General features: G+C 73.0%; 7 protein-coding genes. 2 read left to right on the forward strand and 5 right to left on the reverse strand.

Features of this window, described 5'->3' with window-relative positions; all coding sequences use genetic code 11:
- The first annotated feature begins 8 nt into the window (after positions 1-8).
- Together ACLJOK_RS13355 and ACLJOK_RS13360 are read left to right on the forward strand one after the other, a co-directional pair.
- Positions 9-524, forward strand: coding sequence for an NUDIX hydrolase (locus ACLJOK_RS13355; RefSeq protein ID WP_410818709.1), 516 nt, complete (start codon positions 9-11; stop codon positions 522-524).
- A 26-nt stretch (positions 525-550) separates the two neighbouring features.
- Positions 551-1789: a hypothetical protein gene (locus ACLJOK_RS13360; protein WP_410818711.1), complete on the forward strand. Its 1239-nt coding sequence runs from the start codon at positions 551-553 to the stop codon at positions 1787-1789.
- Positions 1790-2024: 235 nt separating this feature from the next.
- On the opposite strand, the gene ACLJOK_RS13365 is transcribed toward ACLJOK_RS13360, so the two are convergent.
- The 5 genes from ACLJOK_RS13365 to ACLJOK_RS13385 are packed head-to-tail and all read right to left on the reverse strand — an operon-like array spanning position 2025 to position 17298.
- Entirely contained in the window at positions 2025-7535 is a 5511-nt protein-coding gene (locus ACLJOK_RS13365) for an amino acid adenylation domain-containing protein (protein WP_410818713.1), read from the reverse strand.
- Positions 7532-10648, reverse strand: coding sequence for a non-ribosomal peptide synthetase (locus ACLJOK_RS13370; RefSeq protein ID WP_410818714.1), 3117 nt, complete (start codon positions 10646-10648; stop codon positions 7532-7534). Before ACLJOK_RS13370 ends, ACLJOK_RS13365 begins: the two co-directional genes overlap by 4 nt.
- The gene (locus ACLJOK_RS13375) at positions 10645-10833 is read right to left on the reverse strand and encodes an MbtH family protein (protein WP_410818716.1); all 189 of its coding nucleotides are present in this window, start codon (positions 10831-10833) and stop codon (positions 10645-10647) included. Before ACLJOK_RS13375 ends, ACLJOK_RS13370 begins: the two co-directional genes overlap by 4 nt.
- Positions 10833-11786, reverse strand: coding sequence for a TauD/TfdA family dioxygenase (locus ACLJOK_RS13380; RefSeq protein ID WP_410818718.1), 954 nt, complete (start codon positions 11784-11786; stop codon positions 10833-10835). The genes ACLJOK_RS13375 and ACLJOK_RS13380 overlap by 1 nt, the downstream gene beginning before the upstream one ends.
- Before the next feature lie 25 nt (positions 11787-11811).
- The gene (locus ACLJOK_RS13385; RefSeq protein ID WP_410818719.1) at positions 11812-17298 is read right to left on the reverse strand and encodes an SDR family NAD(P)-dependent oxidoreductase; all 5487 of its coding nucleotides are present in this window, start codon (positions 17296-17298) and stop codon (positions 11812-11814) included.
- Positions 17299-17310 lie beyond the last annotated feature (12 nt).

Here is a 17310-nt window from a genome sequence, read left to right on the forward strand (position 1 = left end):
CTGGCCCGATGAACGAGCTGCCCCGCGACCTGCCGATCCTCGAGCGACGCGCGGTGCGGGTGGTGGTCACCGACGGCACCGGCCGGGTGTTGCTGTTCCACACCCGCGACCCGGACCACGCCCGGCTGGGCACCTGGTGGGAGCTGCCGGGCGGCGGCATGGACCCCGGTGAGACCTACCGCGACACGGCGGTGCGGGAGCTGCGGGAGGAGACCGGCATCGCGGTCACCGCCGACCAGGTTGGTGCGCCGAACTGGCGGCGGCGGGCAAGCTTCCTGCACCGCCAGGTACGACACGTCCAGGACGAGGTCGTCGTCGCGGTACGACTGGCCGACCCCGGCCCGGACGTGGACGAGACGCATCGGCTCGACTACGAGCTGGAGGACTACTTCAGCTTCCGCTGGTGGCCGTTGCCGGAGGTGGTGGCCAGTCGGGAACGGTTCTACCCCGGGCAGCTCCCCCGGCTGATCACCCCGTTTCTCGCCGGCACGGAGATCGACGAGCCGTTCGAGCTGTGGTCATGAGCCGGGCCGGCGGGCAGAGTGGGGGCATGAGGACCGATCTGCACGGGCCGCTCTCCGCGTACGCCGCGCGGCTGCACGCCACGGCCGGCGACGGACACCACGTCGCCTCCCCGCTCGGTGCCTGGCTGCTGCTCGCGGTCACTGCCACGACGGCCGACAGCGATCCGGCCCTAGCGGACAGTGCCGCCGCGAAGCTTGCGCAGGCGCTGGGCACCGACCTGCCGAGCGCGGCCGAGGTGGCCCGCACGCTGTTGGACGCGCCGCACCCGCTGGTCGGGTCCGCCACCGCGCTCTGGCACCGAGCGGGGCAGGGCGACGGCGGGCCGGCGGCGTGGCAGGCCGCGCTGCCCGGCACGACCGAGGTCGGCGCACTGCCCGATCAGGCCGGGTTGGACGCTTGGGCGCGCGAGCACACCCTCGGCCTGATCGAGACGTTTCCCCTGACTGTCGAATCGGACGTGGAGTTCATCCTGGCCAGCGCGTTGGCCACCCGGGTGTCCTGGGCGACCCCGTTCGACGTCGCCGACGCACGCGCGCTCGGCGCCGACAGCCCGTGGGCCGGCCAACTACGGCAAGCACTGCGCAGCCCGAGCGAGGGCCACCGCTGCGCCATCGTGTCCAGCGCGCGGGCCGGTGACGTGATCGTGCACGCCGCACCCGCCCAAACGACCGAGGGCGCGGGGCTGGTCGTCCTCTCCGTTGCCGCCGCGCCGCAGGTGCCACCGGCCGAGGTGCTGGCCATCGCGTACGACCTGAGCGCCGGCGCGGCCGACGGCGCGCCACCGGCGGGCAGCCGCTCCCTGTTCGACCTGCCGCTCGGCGAGGCTCCGCTGTGGACGCTGACCGAGGACCGGGTGCACACCTGGGCCCGCGACGGCCGCGAAGAGCGGCAGACCGCCGTCCTGCCCTGCTGGTCCGCTCGGAACGACCATGACCTGACCGCCCCGGCGCTGGGCTTCGAGGCCGCGGTGGACTTGCTGGCGACGGCGATGATGCTGCAGGTGGACGGATTCGAGGCACGGCAGACGGCTGTGGCCCGGTTCGACAGGTACGGCTTCGAGGCGGCGGCGGTGACCGGCATGGCCGGGATCACCAGCATGCCGCCGGAGGGCGTGGCCCGCACCGCCGAGCTGCGCTTCGGCCACCCGTACGCGGTGGTGGCCGTCGCCACCGACGCCGGGGCTGACGGCGTCACCGGCCCGTGGCACGGGGTGCCGGTCTTCTCCGCCTGGGTCGCCGAGCCCGAGGAGGTGTCCGAGGCATGAGTCACCTCGCGGAGGAGCAGGTGGCCGCTGTGCTCCGGCAGTGGGGCGGGTGACGTCGGGTTGGCGGCGACCATCAGGATCCACCGAGCACTCGTACCATGCCACCACCCGGTCATTCCGGACAATCCTGATACAAGCGCCAGGGCCGGACCGAGCCGGGGCGGGCCGGGGCGAGGTCAGAATCCGCCGTCGCGCGGGAGCTGTGACATCTCGCCGCCTCCGTGAGAAGCTCCACTCAGTCCCCTGCCGGCACCTGCTCCTCCTCGCGCTGCGCGGCGCGGGCCGCGAGCCGGCGTTCCCGCTCCTGGGCGCCGATCAGGTCGTCGGGCAGCGAGTCCGGCACCTCCAGGTCGAAGCGGCGCAGCAGCCGGATCGAGAAACCGCCCAGGGTGATCAGGATCAGCGCCGCACCGAAGCAGACGTACGCGAAGCCGATGCCCCGACCCTCCCCGGTGCCGATCACCGCGCCTACCGACCCGGCGAGCACCCCGTCTGGGGCGAGCATCGGCTCGAACAGGCTGGTGGCCGCCGGAGCGAGCAACGCAAAGCCGATCGGCAGTGTCGACCAGGAGATGGTCTGGTTGAGGCTGAACACCCGGCCATGGAAGCGCTGCGGCACCTTGACCTGGACGATGGTGGCGTAGATGGACTGCGCGGTGGTCATCGACATGGCCAACCAGAAGGCCCCGACGCCGATCATCACGACCGACGCGTCCAAGCCGACGAGGACGCAGCCGAGCGCGGTGCCGAGGTTACCGATCAGCACACCGACCATGCGCCGGTGTCGAGGGCCGCCCCACAGCGCCATGAGTACGCCACCGGCAACCGCGCCGAGCGCCTCGGCGAGGGCCACCTGGGCCACCTGCGTGGCGCTGCCGAAGGAGAGCACCAGCGGGGTGACGAGCACCAGGGCCGGGGCCAGGAAGATGTTGCCCAATGCGAAGTATCCCAGCATCAGACGGAAGCCGCGGTGTCGCCACGAATAGCGCAGGCCGTTGACGATCGCCACGAGCAGCCGCTCCTTGGGCCGCCAGCCGAGCAGGTCGGGAAAGCGGACCACGGCCAGGGTGACCACCGCGACCAGGTAGCTGGCCACGTCCAGCAGCAGGATGCCCCTGAGGTCGATGGTGGCGAGCAGGCCCGCGGCGAAGACCGGCATCAGCAGCAGGGCGAAGCCGTTGGAGAGTTGAGTGATGCCCATCGCGTGCCCCAGGTAGCGTTTGGGCACCAGTTGCGGCACCGCCGACTGGAACGCGATGCGCTGGAACGACGCAGCCACCTGGCTCAGCGCCACCAGAACGTAGATGTGCCAGAGCGCGAGGTTGCCGGTCCAGAGCAGCGCGGCGAGCACCAGCTGGATCGTGCCGGCGCTGCAACTGGCGATCATCATGATCTTTCGCCGGCTGACCCGGTCGGTGATCGCCCCGGCGACCGGCAGCATCAGCACCCCGCAGATCAGCGCCAGCGCCCAGAGCAGACCCAGGTTGGCTACCGAGCCGGTACGGGTGAACAGCCAGATCGGCAGGGCGAACGCGGTCAGGGCCGAGCCCGTGGTGGAGACCAACTGCCCGACGGTCACCGCCACGAACCGGGCCATGCTCGGTTGGACCACCGGCTGCGCAGGGGTGGTGACGGCGTCGACGCCCCGGGCGTCGGCCACCACCCACGCGGCGTCCTCACCGCGGGCCCGCGTCGTCAACGCGGACACGTCACCGTCGACCAGCGCCGGATGCACCTGGGTGACGATCTCGGCCAACTCCTGCGCCCGATACTTGAGGAAGAAGTGCCCGGCTTGATCCAGCACCACCAGCCCCAGCCGGTCGCTGAGGAACTGCCACTCGGCGTAGCGCTCGGTGTGGTAGTCCGTGACCGGGTCCTCCGAGCCGACCACCGAGATGATCGGGGCGCGCAGCTTCACCGCACGCCGGTCGAGCAGGTCGGTGAAATATTCCTCCGAGGCTCGGGAGTCGGCCCGCATGTTGCTGATGATCCGATCGGCCTGCTCCGGGTCCAATTCGTTGGTGTCGACCCCCATCGACTTGAGCCAGCTCGCGTAGTGCCGGTTGCTGCGCAACTTCTCAAGCCGGGTACGCACCGCCGCGAACAGGCCCTTCGGGCGGGCGAACGGGAACATCGCCCCGATGTAGAGGGCCGTCAGTTCCCTGCCGGCGGCCTCCACCTTGCGGGCCACCTCGGCGACGATCGCACTGCCTACCCCGCAGTGCCCGTACAGCGCGAGGGGGCCCTCGACACGTTCCAGGATCTCCTCGGCGACCCGGGTGGTCAGCTCGTCGAAGGGCAGCGCGGCCTCGGTGAGCCCCACGTCGTGCCCGGGGATGGCCAGGGACCAGAGCGCGTGCCCGGCCGGCAACGCGTCCGCGAGCGGCTGGTAGACGATCGCGCTGCCACCGCCGTACGGCACGCAGACGTACGTGATCACCCGCTGCGCCGCCGGGATCGGTTTCGTCAGCTCGTAGAGCAGCCGACGAGGGCCGTCGCCAGCGCCGTCGCCGGACATGAAAGCGGCCAGGTCACGGATGGTGCGCTGCTGGAACAGATCCATCACGCCGACCGGCCGGCCGCCGTGCTCGGCCTTGCGGATCCGCGCCACCACCTGGGTCGCGAGCATCGAATGCCCGCCCAGGTCGAAGAAGTCGTCGTCGATGCCGAGGGCGTCCACGCCGAGGATGTCGGACCAGATCCCGGCGAGCATCCGCTCGGTGTCGTCGCGCGGCTCGACGAGCGCCACCGACTCGGCGCGGGTGACCACCGGCGCGGGCAACGCCCGACGGTCCAGCTTGCCGTTCGGGGTCAGCGGGAACACGTCCAGGGTGACGAACGCCGCCGGCACCATGTACTCGGGGAGGGTCTCCTTCAGCGCCACCTTCAACGCGTCGTGCTCGGCCGCGCCGACCACGTACCCGGTGAGGCGCTTGTCGCCGGGGGTGTCCTCACGGACCAGCACGACGGCCTCGGTCACGCCGGGCTGGGCGCGCAACGCGCTCTCGATCTCGCCCAGCTCGATACGCAGGCCGCGAAGCTTGACCTGGTGGTCGATCCGCCCGAGGAACTCGAGCACCCCGCCGGGCTGGCCGCCGGGCGCGACCCGCCAGCGGGCCAGGTCACCGGTGCGGTACAGCCGGGCTCCCGGCTCGGCGGCGAACGGGTCCGGCACGAACCGCTCGGCGGTCAACGCCGGCCGGCGGTGGTAGCCACGCGCCAGCCCGACCCCGCCGATGTGCAGTTCACCGGCGACACCGACCGGGCACGGGTTGCCCCGGGCGTCCAGCACGTGCAGGCGCAGGTTGCTGATCGGCGCGCCAATCGGCACGCTGGTCAGCCCGGCCAGCAGCGCCGGGTCGCACGCCCACGCGGTGACGTCGATCGCCGCCTCCGTCGGGCCGTACAGGTTGTGCAGGCCGCAGCCGGGCAGCCGGGCGGTGAAGTCCCGGGCCGCGGCGAGCGGCAACTCCTCACCGCTGCAGATCACCCGGCGCAGCGCGGTGGCCGCCTCGACGCCGTCCTCGGCGAGGAAGACCGTCAACATCGACGGTACGAAGTGGGCGGTGGTGACCCGCTCGGCGACCAGCAGGTCACGCAGGTAACCGGCGTCCTTGTGACCGCCCGGCTCGGCCAGCACCAGCCGGGCGCCCTCACGCAGCGGCCAGAAGAACTCCCACACCGACACGTCGAAGCTGGCCGGGGTCTTCTGCAACACCGCGTCATCGGCACCGAGCCGGTAGGTGCGCTGCATCCAGTCGAGGCGGTTGACAATGCCCCGATGGGTGTTCGGCACGCCCTTGGGCCGGCCGGTGGAGCCGGATGTGTAGATGACGTACGCCAGGTTGGCCGGGCCGCCCATCGGAGTCGGGTCATTCGCCGGCTGGTCGGCCCAGGCCGACTCGTCGTCCAGGACGAACACGCTGGCGTCGGTCGCGGGCAACACGTCACGCAGATGCCCCTGCACCAGCACCACCGGCGCGGCGGCGTCGGTGACCATGAACGCCAGCCGGTCCGGCGGGTACTCCGGGTCGAGCGGCAGGTAGGCGCCGCCGGCCTTGAGCACTCCAAGCAGGCCCGCGACCAGCTCCGTCGAGCGTTCCGCGCAGACCCCGACCAGGGTCTCCGGGCCCACCCCGGCGGCGCGCAGCCGGTGCGCCACCCGATTCGCCGCCGTGTTCAGCTCGGCGTACGTCGTCGATCGGCCGGCGAACCGCAACGCGACCGCATCCGGTGTACGGGCGGCGCGCTCCTCGATCGGGGCGTGCAGGGTCTGCTGCCGGGGGAAGTCGGCGGCGGTGTCGTTCCACCCGGCCAGCAGCTCCCGCTCGGCCGGCGCGAGCAGATCCAGTGCGGAGACCGGCAGGTCCGGCGTGGCGACCACCGTGCGCAGCAGGGTGGTCAGCCGGTGCGCCATCCGCTCGACGGTGTCCCTGGTGAACAGATCGGTGTTGAAGACCAGCTTGCCCCAGAGGCCGTCACCGGTCTCGACTGCGTGCAGCTCGAAGTCGAAGCGGGTGGCTCGCAACTCCATCGGTTGCCATTCGAAGCCGACCCCGGCGTCGTCGGCGACCCCGGCGAACCGGCCCATCTCGTAGTTCTGCAACACGAACATCGCCTGGAAGACCGGCGAGCGGCTGACGTCGCGCGGCAGCCCCAACTCGTGCACCACCCGGGCGAAGGGCACCTCGGCGTGCTCCAGCCCGTCCAGCACCGCCCTGCGGGTCCGCTGGAGCAGCTCGATGAAGCTCGGTTCGCCGGCCAGCTCGGCGCGCAGCGGCAGCATGTTGACGAACATGCCGACCACGTTCTCCAGCTCGGGTGCCGACCGCCCGGCCACCGAAGCGCCGACCACGAAGTCGTCCTGCCCGCTGTGCCGAGCCAGGAACACCTGGTACGCGGCGAGCAGCGTCATGAACAGGGTCCCGCCGTAGGAGCGCGTCAGCGCGGCCAGCCCTTCGGTGGTGACCCGATCAACTGTGAACTCGACGAAGTCCCCCCGGTAGGTCTGGGTGGCCGGACGGGGCAGGTCCAATGGCAGTTCCAGCGGGGTGATGCCGGCGAGCCTGTCCTTCCACCAGTCCAGGTGCCGGCGGGTGCCCGGGGCGGCCAGCTCCCGCGCCTCCCAGACGGCGAAGTCGCCGTACTGCACCGGTAGGTCGGGCAGCTCCCGGTCACGGTAGCGGCTGATCAGGTCACGCAGCAGCACGTCGACCGACCAGCCGTCACCGACGATGTGGTGCTGGCCGAGCAACAGCACGTGCTCCGTCGCCGTCAACCGGATCAGCAGGGCGCGCAGCAGTGGCCCGTTGGCCAGGTCGAACGGCTCGGCGGCGGCCCGGTCGATCAACTCCTGCGCGGCGGCCTCGTCGGCGGCGTCGACCACGGTCAGCGGCACCTCGGTCAGGTCGTCGAGCACCACCGTGGGCCGACCATCGGGGTCGGCCGGGAACCGCGTGCGCAGCGTTTCGTGCCGGCGGGTCAGGTCGGCCAACGCGCGGCGCAGCGCCGCGACATCGAGCGGGCCGCGCACCCGCAGCGGCACCGCGATGTGGTACGCCGCCTCGCCGGGCGCGAGCTGGTCCATGAACCAGACCCGCTCCTGGGCGTACGAGAGCGGCACCTCGGCGTCCGGCGGGCGGGGGGTGATCCGCGCGGTGGGCGCGCCGCCCGACCGGCGGCGCAGCCGTTGGGCGATCAGCGCCTGCCGGGCGGAATCGCGGGCCGTGTCCTTCACGTCCGTCATGAGGGGGTGTCCTTCTCCGCCACGAGCAGCGCGGCGACCTCGGTTTCGGAAAGCTCGTCGAGCTCAGCGGCGATCTGCTGTTCGATCTGGGCCGCCAGGTCGGCCACCACCGGGCTGCTGAACAGCGCCCGCATCGGCAATTCCACGTCCACCTCGGCGCGGATGCGGGCCATCGCCCGCATGCCGCGTAGCGAGTTGCCGCCGAGAGCGAAGAAGTCGTCGAGGACGCCGACCTTCTCCACCTGGAGGACGTCGGCGTAGACCTCGGCGACCAGGGCCTCGGCGTCGGTACGCGGAGCGAGGAACCCATCGGTGGCAGCGACCGCCGGGGCCGGCAGCGCGGCGGTGTCCAGCTTGCCGTTCGGCGTCAGCGGCAGCGCGTCCAGCACGACGAATGCACTCGGCACCATGTGCGCGGGCAACTCGAGGGCCAGGTCGGCGGCGAGCGCCCCCGTGTCGACCGGGCCGACCAGGTAGCCGACCAGCGTCGGCTCACCGCCGTCGGCGCGGACCACGACCGTTGCCGCGTCCACGTCCGGGCGGGCGCGCAGCACCGACTCGATCTCGCCCAGTTCGATCCGCATCCCCCGGACCTTGACCTGGTTGTCGCGGCGGCCCAGGTACTCCAGCGTCCCGTCGGCTCGCCAGCGGGCCAGGTCACCGGTGCGGTACATCCGCTCCCCCGGCGACCCGTACGGACAGGGCAGGAACCGCTCGGCGGTGAGGGCCGGTCGGCGCAGGTAGCCCCGGGCCAGTTGCGCCCCGGCGATATACAGCTCGCCGACCACACCGGGCGGCACCGGATTCAACGCCGCGTCGAGCAGGTGGACCCGGGTGGTCCAGGTGGCCTGACCGATCGGCACCGGCCCGGCGGGCACCGACTGCCCGGGCGCGATCCGCGCGGCGACACACCCGACGGTCGCCTCGGTCGGCCCGTACTCGTTGATGACGGCGACCTGCGGGTGCGCCGTCCGCCAGCCGGCCACCTGCTCTCCGGTCAACGCCTCCCCGCCGATCACCAGGTCGGTAGTGGGCGACAGCGCGTCGTCGAGCAGCGGCAGATGGCTGGGGGTGACCTTGAGGAAGGTGGGCGGCCCACCCGCTCGGGCGGCCGGCGTGTCGATCCCCGCCAGCCGGACCGTGCCCCCGACAGTGAGCGGGCCGAGCAGCCCGGTCACGGTCAGGTCGAACGTGACGGGCGAGTGCAGCAGGGCCGTGCCGGCCAGCCCCGGGTAGGTGTCCCGGGCCCAGGCCAGGTACGCGGTGACCGCGCGGTGCTCCACCAGTACACCCTTGGGCCGGCCGGTGGAGCCGGAGGTGTAGAGCACGTACGCCGGGTGCTCCGGGCGCAGCGGCGACCGGCGGTCGCCATCGAGCAGGTCGGTGTCGTCGAGGTCGGCGGCGGTCGTGGAGTCGAGCACCAGCGCGTCGGCCGGGGCCAGCGCGGCCGTCTGCGGGGTGGCCAGCACCAGCGTCGGCTCCGCGTCGGTGAGTAGGTAGCCGATCCGGTTCGCCGGGTAGTCGGTGTCCACGGGCAGGTACGCCGCACCGGCCTTGAGCACCGCAAGGATCGCCACCAGCAGCTCCACCGATCGGGGCAGCAGCAACGCGACCCGGGTCTCCGGGCCGGCTCCCCGCTCGACCAGCAACCGGGCCAAACGGTTGGCTCGGGCGGACATCTCGGCGTAGCTCAACTCCACCCCGTCGCAGAGCAGCGCGGCCGCCGCCGGGGTGGCGGCGGCCTGCCGCTGCACCTCGGCGACCACAGTGGTCGGCACCACCTCGCCACCGGTGCCAGCCCACGTGCGCAGCAGGTCGCGTTCGGCGTCGTCGAGCAACGGCAGCGCGGACAGCCTGGTGGCCGGGTCGGCGACGACGGCGGTGAGCAACCGCAGGTAGCGGGTGACGACCGTCTCGGCGGTGGCCCGGTCGAACAGGTCGGTGCGGTAGACCAGGCGGCTGGTGCCGCGCGTTATGTCGAACGCCAGGTCGTCCTTGGTGGTGCCCAGCGCCACCACGTCCAGGCCGGAGTCCGGGATGAAGTTCAGGGCGGTCTGAAACACCGGCTGCACCGACGGGTCGCGGTGGGCGGCGACCGCCTCGACGATCCGCTGGAACGGCGTCTGCCCATGTTCCATCGCGTCCACCAGACCGGCCCGGACCCGGCCGACCAGCTCGGTGCCGCTCGGGTCGCCGGTCAGGTCGCAGGACACCGCGACCGGATTGACGAACATACCGATCAACGGGGCCAGCTCGGCGGTGTCCCGGCCGGCGGTGGAGACACCGACCACCACCTGCGGGTCGCCCGAGATTCGGGACAGCAGCGCGGCGAAGGTGGCCAACAGCACCATGTACGGAGTCGCAGTCGTGCCAGCGGCGAGCTGCCCGACCCGGTCCAGCAGCCCGTCGGGAAGGTCGAAACGCACCTCGTCGCCGGCGAAGCCGAGCTGGGCGGGGCGCGGCCGGTCCAGCGGCAGGCCGGTCACCGTCGGCGCACCGGCCAGGCTGTCGCGCCAGAAGGCGAGCTGCCGGTCCAGCTCGTCGTCGGTGAGCTGGTCGCGCTGCCAGACGGCGAAGTCGGCGTACTGGATGGGCAGCTCGGGTACGTCGGCCGGCGCGCCGGTCAGCGCGGCCTGCGTGAACGCGGCTACTTCGGCGTCGAAGAGCACCGCGGAGTGGCTGTCGAAGACCGCGTGGTGCACCACGAACTGCAACCCGAGCCGGTCGGCGGCGAAGCGGACCAGCCGGGCCCGCCACAGTGGCGGGGCGTCCAGCGGGATCGGCGTCCGCGCCAGCTCGGCCAGCGTGTCGGTGGCGCGGGCTTGCTGCTCGTCGGCGGGCAGGTCGGTCAGGTCCAGCTCCGGCAGCTCCACCGGCTCGACGGCCCGGACGACCTGCGTCAGCACCCCGTCGGCCATCCGCAGGTGGGTGCGCAGTGCCTCGTGTCGGGCGATCACCTGCGTGAGCGCCTCGGCGACCTGGGTCGCGGTGACGCCGGCCGGAAACCCGAACGGTACGGAGATGTTGAAGACCGGCGAACCGGGGTCGAGCTGGTTGGCCGTCCACACCCGCTCCTGGGCGAAGGAGGCCGGGAAGGTCCACTCCTGGGTCATGACGCCGACTCCCGCACCGAACGGGGGCGCATGTCGATCCACACGGTGTCGATGTGCGCCAGGCACTCCTCGCGGGTGCCGGCGAACCCCATGTCGTACCAGCCCGCCGGTAGGTCCCGTCCGGCCGGCCAGATGGAGTACTGCTCCTCGTCGTTGCGCACGACCAGGAATCGGGGCTCGGCCATCACAGTGCTCCATCGGTGTCGGGGGTGTGCGGTTCGGCCATCGCGACGGCGATCTTGCGGGGGCCGGTGAACGGCTCCCGGCCGTGCGCGGCGGTCATGTTGTCGACCACCAGCACGTCGTCGCGCTGGTAGTCGAAGCGGACGCTGGCGGCCCGGTAGGCGGCACGCAGGTGGTCCATGACATCGACGGGGATCTCGCCGCCGTCGCCGTAGTAGGTGTTCGAGGGCAGCCCGTCCGCGCCGAACATGGCCAGCAGCCCCTCCTGGAGGTCCTTGGCCAGGCTGCTCACGTGGAAGAACGTGGCGTGGTTGAACCAGCGGGGGATGTCCGAGCCGGGCCGCTGGTGCACGACGTCGCGGACCGCACGGGTACGCAGCCCGTCGCGGCCCACCCACTCCAGCGTGATCCGGTTCGCCGCCGCGTACGCCTCGACCTCGGCGCGGTCGTCGGTGCCGAACACGTGCTGCCAGCTCGCGCCGAAATCTCCGTGGAAGTTGCGCACCAGCATCCAGCGGCGGCGGACGAACTCCTCGCGTACCGCGGGGTCGATCTCCCGGTAGACCCGGCGGATGTCGGCCAGCGGAGTGGCGCCCAGTGTCTGCGGCGCGGTGATGCAGTAGAAGAACAGCGTCAACGGCCAGCGCGCCTGGTACGAGTTCTCGTTGTGCAGGAAGATCTCCTCGTCCGGCGGGTAGTCGGTCGAGGTGTAAACCCGGCCCTTGATGGCGTGTCGTGGTGAGGACCGCTCGGTGTAGGTCAGCGGCTCACCGGCCAGCGCCCGGACCGCCCGGTCGAAGCCGTCCACCCCGCCCACGTCGAAGCCGCGGAACAACAACCCGCCCTGCTCGGCCACGGTGGCCCGCAGCTCGGCGCGGCGCTCGGTGATCAGCTCGGTCAGTGTCCGGCCGTCGGATTCGACGACCACGGGCAGCGTGGCGATCGTGTCGCTCATTGTTCTCTCCACTCCTGGTTTCTCGTCACGCGCGGGGCAGTCGCGGAATGGCGGGGATTGGTGCCGGGGTGGCCGGCTCGTCGGTGTCGGCCGCGGCGACGCGCAGTTCCTCGATCCGGGCTGCCAGCCCGGCCACGGTGGGGGTCTCGAAGAGGCTGCGCATCGGCAGGCGCACCCCGGTCGCCTTGCGCATGGCCGCGATCAGCTGGACCGCGACCAGGGAGTTGCCGCCCAGGGCGAAGAAGTCGTCGTCGACGCCCACCTCGGGCACCCCGAGCCGGTCCTGCCAGACCTGGGCGATGGCCAGTTCCAACTCGGTGCCCGGCCCGGCGGCGCCGGCCGACGCCCCGGTCGCCGCCGGCCCGGTGGCCGCCTCGTCGCCGGCGAGGTTGCCGGAGGTGACCCGGCCGGCACGGTGCCGAATGTCCTCGACCGTCCGGGTGGCGATCACCACCTGGGCGCCGAGACCGGCGGTGAGGCTACGGCGGAACGCCTCCGCGCCGTCCACCGGCCGGATGTCCTCGGTGGACGGAGCCGGCACCGCCCTGGCGTCGTCGCCGGCGGGCCCGCTCAGGCCACCGGTGACGGCGCCCTGGTCCACCCTGCGCAGCACGAAGTCGCTGATCTCGACCAGCTCCCGGCCGTCCGGGTCGCGCAGCGACAGGTCCGCGGCGACCACCTCGTCGGTGCCGCCGGCGCGGTGCCGCAACCGGCTGGTGAACCGGGCCGGCAGCGGACCGCGCACCACGATCCGGCCGTAGGACAGCGGCAGGTAGGTGCCACTGCCCTGGCCCCGGCCGAACGCGGTCGCCACGTCCAGCAGTGCCGGGTGCAGGCCCCAGACGGGCAGGTCGTCGGCCGCCGAGGCGGGCGCCTCGACGACCGCCAGCTCCTCGCCGTCGGCCAGATGGTGCTCCCGCAGCGCGGCCCAGCGCGGCCCGAACGTCAGCATGCTGGTCCGGCCCCGCCCGAACGACGCGTCGTCGTCCACCCGGCGACCCACGACCGTGGCCGGTTGCGGTGCCGGTGCCGGCTCGTCGGTCCAGCCCGCGCCGCCCCGCACGTGGGTCCGCAGCCGGCCGCCTGCGAGGCTCCGCACCGCGAACTCGGTGCCGCCGTCGTCGGTGCCGGTCAGCTCCACCCGGTACTGGGCGACGGTGCCTTCGGGCACCGCGAACGGCTCGAGGAAGACCACGTCGCGCAGCTCCACCGCCGCGGCCGGGCCGGGCGCGGGCAGCGCGGCGGCCACCGCGGCCCGGACCGACTCCAGGTGGGCGGTGCCCGGCACCACCGGCACACCCCCGATCCGGTGCTCGTCGAGCAGCCAGTGGGTGGCCGCGGAGACCAGCCCGTGCAGCACGGTGCCGTCTGGCCCGGTGACCTTCGTGGTGAGCACCGGGTGGTCGACCGCCGCGGTGACGGTGTCCCGGCCGGCCGCCCGGAAGCCGGCCGGCGCGGCGGTCTCCACGGCCATGCCGACCTCGGCCCAGCCGCCCCAGTTCTGCGCCAGCACCGGTGCCCGCCAGCCTGCGCCCGAGCGCGCGTGCGCGTCGAGGAACGCGTTCGCGGCGCAGTAGTCGACCTGTCCGAAGCCGCCGACCACGGCGGTGATCGACGAGCACAGCACCACGAAGTCCAGTGGCAGGTCACCGAAGACCTGGGCGAGGGCGAGCGTGCCGGCGAGCTTCGGGGCGAGCACCCGCTCGGCCTCGGCCCGCTCCTTCACCTCGGCCATTCCCCCGCCGGGCAGGCCGGCCGCGTGCACGATGCCGTCGATGCCGCCGTACGCGGCCTGCGCGGCGTCGCGGACCCGGCGCAGGTCGGCCGGGTCGGTGACGTCAGCGGCGAGCACCAGCACCTCGGCGCCCGCGGCCTCCATCCGACGGATCGCCACGATGGCCCGGCCGGCCCGGTCGTCGCCGTGCACCGCGAGGTGGTCGTCCCACCGCTCACGCTCCGGCAGCCCGGAGCGGGCGAGCAGCACCAGCCTGGCCCGGGCCCGGGTGGCGAAGTCCTCGGCCAGGGTGATGCCGATGCCGCCGAGGCCACCGGTGATCACGTACCGGCCACCGTCACGCAGGGCTCCCGCCTCCGCCTCGGAGTCCACAGTTACCTGCTCGAAGCCGGGCAGCCAGCGACGCCGCCCCCGCAGCGCCACCTCGGCCCGCTCCGGGTCCCGGAGGCGGCGCAGCTCGGCGACCACTGCGGCGACGTCGTCCTCGGCCGGGTCCCCGTCGACCAGCCGCACGGCCAGCCCGGGCAGCTCGGCCGGCAGCACCCGGACCAGCCCGGCCAGGGTGGCGTGCTCCGGGCGACGCAGGTCGTCGCCGCGGACGTCGCCGATACCGGCGGTTACCAGGTCCAGGGCGAGGCCGTCGTTCTCGCTGGTCAGGCCGGCGCCAGCGAGTGCCTGCACCAGGTGCAGGGCGCTGAAGAAGCCCCGCTCCTGCGCGGCCCAGACCGCCGCGATGTCGGTGCCGGCCGGCGGGCCGTCCAGCGTGAACGCGTGCACGAACCGGGCCGGCACCGCGTCGGCGGTGAGCGCCGCGACCAGGTCGTCGTAGTCGACGCGCACACCGGGGCGCAGGTGGTAGCCGGTGTCGGTCCCGGCGAAGGAGTCGCCGGGGCGTACCACGATCGGGTCGGCGCCGGCGGCCCGCAGGCCGGCGACCAGCGCGTCACCGCGCGGGCCGGCGGTCAGCACCAGGCAGCGGCCCAGCGGCTCGGCCGCCGGCAGCGGCGCGGCCTGCTGCCAGACCGGCACCGCGAACCACTGCGGCAGCGGTCGCGGCCCCACCTCGACCGGGGCGGTCACGACCGGCTGCTCCGGATCCGGGTCGATCCAGAAGCGGCGGCGCTCGAAGGGGTACGTGGGCAGCGGCACCCGCCGGGCCGCCGGGTCGTCGTCGAAGCGCACGGGCGCGGCGGCGGACCAGAGCGCGCCAACGGCGCCGAGCAGGGTGGCCAGGTCGCCGGTGCCGTCGCCCGGCCCGGGCAGGCTGCTCAGCGGGGCGAGCGGGCGCTGCTCCGGTGCGGCCCTGGCCACCTGCATCCGGGCCAGGCTCGCCAACTGCCGGCCGGGGCCGCACTCGAGCAGCTGCCAGGTGCCCGCCGCCAGCAGGGTGGCGACGCAGTCGCCGAACCGGACCGGCTGCCGCAGGTGCGCCGCCCAGTACGCCGGGTCGGTGGCCTGCTCGGCGGTGATCCAGGCGCCGGTGACGTTGGACAGGAACGGCAGCGTCGGCGGGCGCAGCGTGACCGTGCCCATCAGCGCCGTGAACTCGGCCAGGATCGGGTCCATCATCGGCGAGTGGAAGGCGTGCGAGGTGCGCAGCATCTTGCTCTTGCCGTCCAGCGTGGCGGCAAACGCCTCGACCGCCGCGGTCGGGCCGGCCACCACGCAGGTGCCCGGGCCGTTGACGGTGGCGACCGCAAGCTCCGCGGGCAGTTGCGCGGCGACCACCGACTCGTCCAGCGCCACCGCCAGCATCGAACCGGTCGGCACCGACTGCATGAGCCGGCCCCGGCCGGCGACCACCCGCAGCGCGTCGGGCAGGCTCAGCACGCCAGCGATGGTGGCGGCGACGTACTCGCCGATGGAGTGGCCGATCATCGCGGCCGGCCGCACCCCGGCGGCCTGCCAGAGGACGGCCAGGGCGTACTCGACGGTGAACAGGGCCGGCTGGGTGTAGCGGGTCTCAACGAGGCGCTCCCCCGCCGCCGGGTCGCGGCCGAGGATCAGGTCACGCAGGTCCAGGCCAAGTTCGGGGCGGAGCAGCTCGGCGCACTCGTCAACGGCGGCCGCGAAGCTGGGCTGCTCGGCGTAGAGCTGCGCGCCCATGCCGGCGTACTGGGCTCCCTGACCGCTGAACAGGAAGCCCACCTTCGGGGCGGGACTGTCGGTCACCGGCTCCGGCCCGCGCTTGCGGGCACGCAGGGCGGCGGCAGCCGAAGCCAGGTCGGTGGCGACCACGGCGCGGCGGTGCGCGTACTGCCGGCGGCCGACGCGCAGGGTGTGCGCGATGTCGGCGAGGTACTCCGGCCCGGCGTCGGCCGCGCCGTCCAGGTGATCGGCGAGGCGCCGCACCGCCGTGTCCAGGGCGGTGGGGGTGGCCGCGGAGACCTGGAGCAGGTGCGCCGGGCGCACCCGCCGGTCGTCCCGGTACGCCGCCGGCGCCTCCTCCAGCACCACGTGCGCGTTGGTGCCGCCGATGCCGAACGAGCTGACCCCCGCCCGGCGCGGCCCGCCGTCGGCGTCCCACTTGGTCAGCGTGTTCGTCACGAAGAACGGGGTGTCGGCGAACTCGACCGCCGGGTTCGGCGTCTCGAAGTTGATCGTCGGTGGAATCAGACCGTGCTCCATGGCCAGCACCGTCTTGATCACGCTGACGATGCCCGACGGCTGGCTGAGGTGCCCGATGTTCGACTTCACCGAGCCGATGCCGCACCAGCCCCGCTCGTCGGTGTCCTTCGTGTAGACCGCGGAGAGCGCGGCCACCTCGATCGGGTCGCCCATCGCCGTGCCGGTGCCGTGTGCCTCGACGTAGGTGATGGTGCGCGGGTCGACGTCGGCCATCGCCACGGCCTGGGCGACCACCGCCATCTGCCCGTCGACGCTCGGCGCGGTGAAGCCGACCTTGCCGGCGCCATCGTTGTTGATCGCGTTGCCGAGCACCACGGCGCGTACGGTGTCGCCGTCGGCGATGGCGTCGGAGAGCCGCTTGAGCACTGTCACCCCGACTCCGCTGCCCCACACCGTGCCGTTCGCGTCGGCGTCGAACGGGCGGCACCGGCCGTCAGGCGAGGTGAAGCCCTCCATCCCCAGGTAGCCGACGTGCGGCAGCTCGATGTTCGCCGCGCCGGCCAGGGCCATGTCGCACTCGCCGTTGCGCAGCGCCTCGCAGGCCAGGTGGAAGGCGACCAACGAGGTCGAGCAGGCGGTGTGCACGGTCATGCTGGGCCCACGCAGGTCCAGCCGGTACGACACGTTGGTGGCCACGTAGTTCGGCGAGTTGCCGGTGGCGATCGACACCGCGGTGTGCGGGTTGCCGCCGGCCCGCTGGTTACGCAGCACGTTGCGCTGCAGGTACGTGTTGCCGCCGGTGCCCGCGTACACGCCGACCGCGCCGTCGTAGCGCGACGGGTCGTAGCCGGCGTCCTCCAGCGCGGTGTGGCAGGTCTCCAGGAACAGCCGGTGCTGTGGGTCGGTCAGCTCGGCCTCCCGGCGGGTCATCCCGAACAACCCGGCGTCGAACTCGTCGTACCCGTCGACCAGCGGGACGCGGTTGACCCAGCCCGGATCGTCGACCTCGTTGACTGTCGCGCCCCGGGCCAACTGCTCCTCGCGGGTGAGCTCGGTGACCGACTCGACCCCGTCGACCAGGTTGCGCCAGAACTCGTGCACGTCGGCGGCGCCGGGTAGGCGCGCGGCGAGGCCGACGATCGCGATCGGTTCGATGCCCTCGTCCGCCAGGTCGGTGGCGTCGTCGGGCCGTGTGGTCGGGTTGCTCATCAGGCTGTCCTT

Source organism: Micromonospora sp. 050-3 (assembly GCF_046549335.1).
In the GTDB taxonomy this organism is placed as follows: domain Bacteria; phylum Actinomycetota; class Actinomycetes; order Mycobacteriales; family Micromonosporaceae; genus Micromonospora; species Micromonospora trifolii.

Bases quoted from the DNA above. Each gene is read 5' to 3' on its own strand.
- ACLJOK_RS13355 (WP_410818709.1), top strand. From the start codon at position 9: ATGAACGAGCTGCCCCGCGACCTGCCGATCCTCGAGCGACGCGCGGTG.
- ACLJOK_RS13360 (WP_410818711.1), top strand. From the start codon at position 551: ATGAGGACCGATCTGCACGGGCCGCTCTCCGCGTACGCCGCGCGGCTG.
- ACLJOK_RS13365 (WP_410818713.1), bottom strand. From the start codon at position 7,535: ATGACGGACGTGAAGGACACGGCCCGCGATTCCGCCCGGCAGGCGCTG.
- ACLJOK_RS13370 (WP_410818714.1), bottom strand. From the start codon at position 10,648: ATGACCCAGGAGTGGACCTTCCCGGCCTCCTTCGCCCAGGAGCGGGTG.
- ACLJOK_RS13375 (WP_410818716.1), bottom strand. From the start codon at position 10,833: ATGGCCGAGCCCCGATTCCTGGTCGTGCGCAACGACGAGGAGCAGTAC.
- ACLJOK_RS13380 (WP_410818718.1), bottom strand. From the start codon at position 11,786: ATGAGCGACACGATCGCCACGCTGCCCGTGGTCGTCGAATCCGACGGC.
- ACLJOK_RS13385 (WP_410818719.1), bottom strand. From the start codon at position 17,298: ATGAGCAACCCGACCACACGGCCCGACGACGCCACCGACCTGGCGGAC.